The sequence below is a fragment of the Aminobacter sp. P4_H6_2 genome, assembly GCF_056400805.1.
Genome location: NZ_JBFUKO010000486.1, coordinates 1 through 4,176, shown reverse-complemented (window position 1 = coordinate 4,176; position 4,176 = coordinate 1). Strand labels below are relative to the sequence as shown.

Sequence of the window (4,176 nt, the reverse complement as noted above, 5' to 3'; positions counted from 1 at the left end):
GCACTGGCCCGTATATGGTCGACGCCTATGAGGGCAACGCGTTCCTCCGGCTGAAGGCAAATCCGAATTATTTCGGCGGCAAGCCCGCATTCGAGACCGTGGTGTTCAAGTTCGTTCCGGACGCGACCAGCCGCGTGGCGGAAATCGAAAGCGGATCGTCCGATGTGACGCTCGACGTTCCCTACGAAGAGTTCGATCGCTTGAAGGCTGTTTCAGGTCTGGCCGGCRTCACCACACCAATCACAGACATCGGCATGATCTTCCTCAACAATATCGATGTCATGCTCGACAAGAACGTGCGCCTCGCCGCCCATCACGCCATAGACAAGAAAGCGATCGTCGAACGCCTGCTGCACGGTTACGGCGTGCCGATCGATACGCTCGAGGCTCCAGAATATGCAGCCTACGATCCGACCATTGTTGTTGGTTATGATCCGGAGAAATCCAAGGAGCTTTTGGCCGCCAGCGGCTTCTCGACCGATAAGCCGGCGAAATTCACCATCCAGACCACGCGCGGTCTCAAGCCAAAAGATTACGAGATGATCCAGGCGATCGTCGGCATGTGGCGCAAGGTTGGTATCGAAGCCGAGATCGAAGTCTACGAAATCGCCAAGCATTACGAGCTTCGCGCTGCCGATCAACTCGCGCCTGCGGCGTTCTACAACTGGGGCAACGCGATCGGCGATCCGACGACGTCGACCGGCTTTGCCATGTTTGGCCCTTCTCCGCACTCCGTGTGGAACACCGATGATCTCGACAACATGATCGGGCCGCTTTGGGGCGAGAAGGACGAGGAAAAGCGCATCGCCGGGTGGAAAGCCGTGTCGAAATATATCGCGGAGAACGGCTACGTCATTCCGTTGCTGCAATATGTGCAGCCAATCGTCTACAAGTCTGATCTGAAGGTCACGCCGAGCGTGGCGGGCTCGCTGCAGCCCGTCCTCGTTGCAAAGGCGTAATCCGCCAGCCAGAGCAGCCGATACGAAGGTCAGTGCGTAGATGGGCTTTGCGCGGGTTTCCAAACAGGTGCTGATGGCAGCCGTGACACTTCTTGGCGTCGGGCTGATCGTCTTCGTGTTGCTGCGCGTGGTGCCGGGAGATCCGATCTCCATGATGATCGCGCCGGGCGCCAGCCCGGCCGACATCGTTGCCTTGCGTGCCCGTTACGGCCTTGACGACAGCATTGCGGTCCAGTTCTTCATTTGGCTGAAAGGCATTCTCTCCGGCGATTTCGGCACTTCAATCTCGCTGCGTCGCGACGTTCTCGAACTGCTGGCTGAAAGACTGCCGGCGACTTTGGAACTTGCAATGGCCGCTTTTGTGGTCGCCGTCTTGCTTGGCGGTGCGGTCGCGGTGATCGGGGTGCGTCTGCGCCGAACCGTCGGTGAATCGGTGATCGACGCGGTCAATGGACTTTTCCTGGCGGTCCCGGATTTCGTCTGGGCGTTGGCGCTGGTTCTCGTGTTGGGTGTCCTCTACCCGGTCTTTCCGCTTTCGGGCCGCGTTGATCCACAATCGGCGTCCGATTTTGCTACGCGGTTTTATCTGCTGGAGAGCGTTGTCACGCTGCGCATCGACAAATTCGCAGAGGTGGCTTCTCATATGGTCATGCCGACGCTTGCCCTGGCGCTGCCGCTCGCTGCCATCATCGCACGGGTTCTCAAGGATGCATTGTCGGAGGCGATGGTGCAGGACTATGTCCTGCTTGCAAGACTGAAGGGCATGTCCGAGTGGCGGCTTATCCTGCAGGAGGCGCTGCGCAATGCCGTTGGTCCCACGCTTGCGCTGACCGGCGTGCAACTGACCTTTCTGATCGGCGGCACAGTGATCGTCGAGCGCATCTTCTCTTACCCCGGAGTTGGAAACATGGCGATCGATGCCGTGATCAACCGCGACCTGCCGCTGATCCAGGGTCTGGTACTTGCCTTTGGGCTGATCTTCATCCTCATCAACATTCTCGTCGACCTGGCCGTGGTCGCTCTCAATCCGCGGCTTCGGCATGGTTGAGGTTGCTGCGGCTGAAAAGGCGAGACAACGCCGCCAACCTTTTTGTGCTTTGCTCGGCGAACCGAAGGTTGTCTTTGGCGGCGGTTTCATTCTGCTTCTCATCGTGATGGCGCTCTTCGCGCCTTGGATCGCACCCAGAGACCCGTTGGAGCAGGATCTGATGCTCGGCTCATTGCCGCCGGCAGGATTTTCCGGCGCGGAACCGGGTTACTATCTGGGCACGGACGATCTTGGCCGCGATGTCCTGTCCCGCCTCATCTATGGCTGCCGCATCGCCCTTACGGTCGCTTTCGTTGCCGCCAGCCTCGCCGCCCTCATCGGCACTTTGCTCGGGCTCGTCGCTGGCTGGTACGGCGGTTGGATAGATGTGGTCGTCTCTCGCCTGGTCGACATCTGGATGGCGTTTCCGCCCGTTCTGTTGTCGATCCTTCTGGTGGCCATCCTCGGGTCAGGCGTTCACTCGGTCATTGCGGCCATCGTCATCATCGACTGGACACGCTTTTGCCGCGTCGTGCGCGCCGAGACTGCCGCACAGGCAACCATGGATTATGTGACGGCCGCGCGAACAATCGGCTTTCCACGGTTCACGATTCTGATGCGGGAGATCCTGCCCAATGTGGCGCCCGTACTCGTTGCGCTCGTCAGTCTGGAAATGGGCATCGCGGTGATAGTCGAAGCCATTCTTTCCTTTGTCGGCCTCTCGGTTTCTTCCGACACCCCTACCTGGGGCGGAATGATCGCACAGGGCCGCCAGATCGTTCACCACGGCTGGTGGGTACTGGCGTTTCCACTCCTCTTGCTTTTTGCCACGGTGCTGGCCTTCAACCAGCTCGGCGATGGGTTGCGCCGCGTGCTCGATCCGGTAATGCGCCGATGAGCGCCCCAGTGCTTTCCATCGCAGATCTCGGCGCAGTCAGCGACCGGGATGCCGGCGCGGCGATCCTGCGCGGCGTGTCCCTGGAGTTGCAGGCTGGCGAGGTACTTGGCCTGGTCGGCGAAAGTGGCGCCGGCAAGTCGACCATAGCCAAGGCGGTGCTCGGCGTATTGCCGCGCACCGTGCGGATCACGACTGGCACAGTTCTTTTTGGTGGCCGCGACCTTCTTCGCCTGCCTCCCCGTGAACTCAGGGAAATCCACGGATCGGAAATAACGCTGATCCCGCAGGATCCAATGACAGGCCTCAATCCCGGTCGGCGCATAGAAAGCCAGTTGACCGATGGTTTGCGGCTCAAGCAAGGAATGAAATCGGCCGCGGCCCGCGAGCGCGCCCTCACTTTGCTGAACGAGGTTCACATCCGCGAGCCAGAGCGCGTCTTGAAGGCCTATCCGCATGAGTTGTCGGGCGGCATGCGCCAGCGCGTCCTCATTGCCGCCGCCTTCGCCATGAACCCGAAACTGGTGATCGCCGACGAACCAACGACGGCGCTCGACGTGACCGTGCAAAAGCAAATCCTGCGGCTGATCCGCGCTATGCAGGCAAAACATGGAACGAGCGTCATCTTCGTGACACATGACCTGGGCGTGGTCGCGCAGATTTGCGACCGTGTGATGCTGCTCTATGGCGGCATGGTGGTGGAAACCGGCAACACCGGGGATATTCTGACCAACCCGCGCCACCCTTACATGCGGGCGCTTCTCGCGGCGGGACCACGCTATGATCGTCCCGATCGCACGCTGGCGCCTGTGCCCGAGACTGTTTTCACCGGCCTGCGCGAGGAACTCGCTGCCTTCGATCGCGGAACGACGCGTCATGGCTGACGTTCTTCTGGCGGCCGAAACTATCGAAGTCGCTTACGGCGCCACCCGCAACGTCAAGGTGCTGCATGGGATCGACCTTTCGATCGCGAGAGGCGAGACGCTGGGTATCGTTGGCGAATCCGGATCGGGCAAGACGACGCTGGGGCGCGCTCTGTTGCGCCTCATCAACGTAACCGCCGGCACCATCACGTTCGATGGCAAGGACATAACGAATTTCGATGAAGCCGCCATGCGGCCGCTCAGGCGGCGCATGCAAATGATTTTCCAGGACCCCATGTCCTCCCTTAATCCGCGGCATACCATTCGCAGGATTTTGACAGGCCCCCTCCTCCTGCACGGTCTCGCGCCGAACGCCAAGGATGCCCTCCGGCAAGCAGCGCGTATCGTTGAACGTGTCGGCCTTCCTTCTTC

The 4,176-nt window shown here is 60.4% G+C and carries 5 protein-coding genes; all 5 read left to right on the top strand.

Going from position 1 to position 4,176, the window contains the following annotated elements; genetic code table 11:
* Window positions 1–959 (top strand): ABC transporter substrate-binding protein (locus AC1DUU_RS24890; protein WP_476786048.1); only part of this gene is annotated, 959 nt, incomplete at its 5' end.
* Between the two features lie 40 nt (window positions 960–999).
* A complete protein-coding gene (locus AC1DUU_RS24885; RefSeq protein WP_476786047.1) occupies window positions 1,000–2,007 on the top strand; it encodes an ABC transporter permease in 1,008 nt (335 codons plus the stop codon).
* Complete coding sequence (locus AC1DUU_RS24880; RefSeq protein WP_476786046.1) at window positions 2,000–2,884, top strand: ABC transporter permease; 885 nt, start codon at window positions 2,000–2,002, stop codon at window positions 2,882–2,884. The genes AC1DUU_RS24885 and AC1DUU_RS24880 overlap by 8 nt, the downstream gene beginning before the upstream one ends.
* Window positions 2,881–3,765 carry an ABC transporter ATP-binding protein gene (locus AC1DUU_RS24875; protein WP_476786045.1) on the top strand — a complete coding sequence of 295 codons (885 nt, stop codon included), beginning with the start codon at window positions 2,881–2,883 and terminating at the stop codon, window positions 3,763–3,765. Before AC1DUU_RS24880 ends, AC1DUU_RS24875 begins: the two co-directional genes overlap by 4 nt.
* Window positions 3,758–4,176 (top strand): ATP-binding cassette domain-containing protein (locus AC1DUU_RS24870; protein WP_476786044.1); only part of this gene is annotated, 419 nt, incomplete at its 3' end. The genes AC1DUU_RS24875 and AC1DUU_RS24870, both read left to right, overlap by 8 nt.

Bases quoted from the DNA above. Each gene is read 5' to 3' on its own strand.
- AC1DUU_RS24885 (WP_476786047.1), top strand. From the start codon at position 1,000: ATGGGCTTTGCGCGGGTTTCCAAACAGGTGCTGATGGCAGCCGTGACA.
- AC1DUU_RS24880 (WP_476786046.1), top strand. From the start codon at position 2,000: ATGGTTGAGGTTGCTGCGGCTGAAAAGGCGAGACAACGCCGCCAACCT.
- AC1DUU_RS24875 (WP_476786045.1), top strand. From the start codon at position 2,881: ATGAGCGCCCCAGTGCTTTCCATCGCAGATCTCGGCGCAGTCAGCGAC.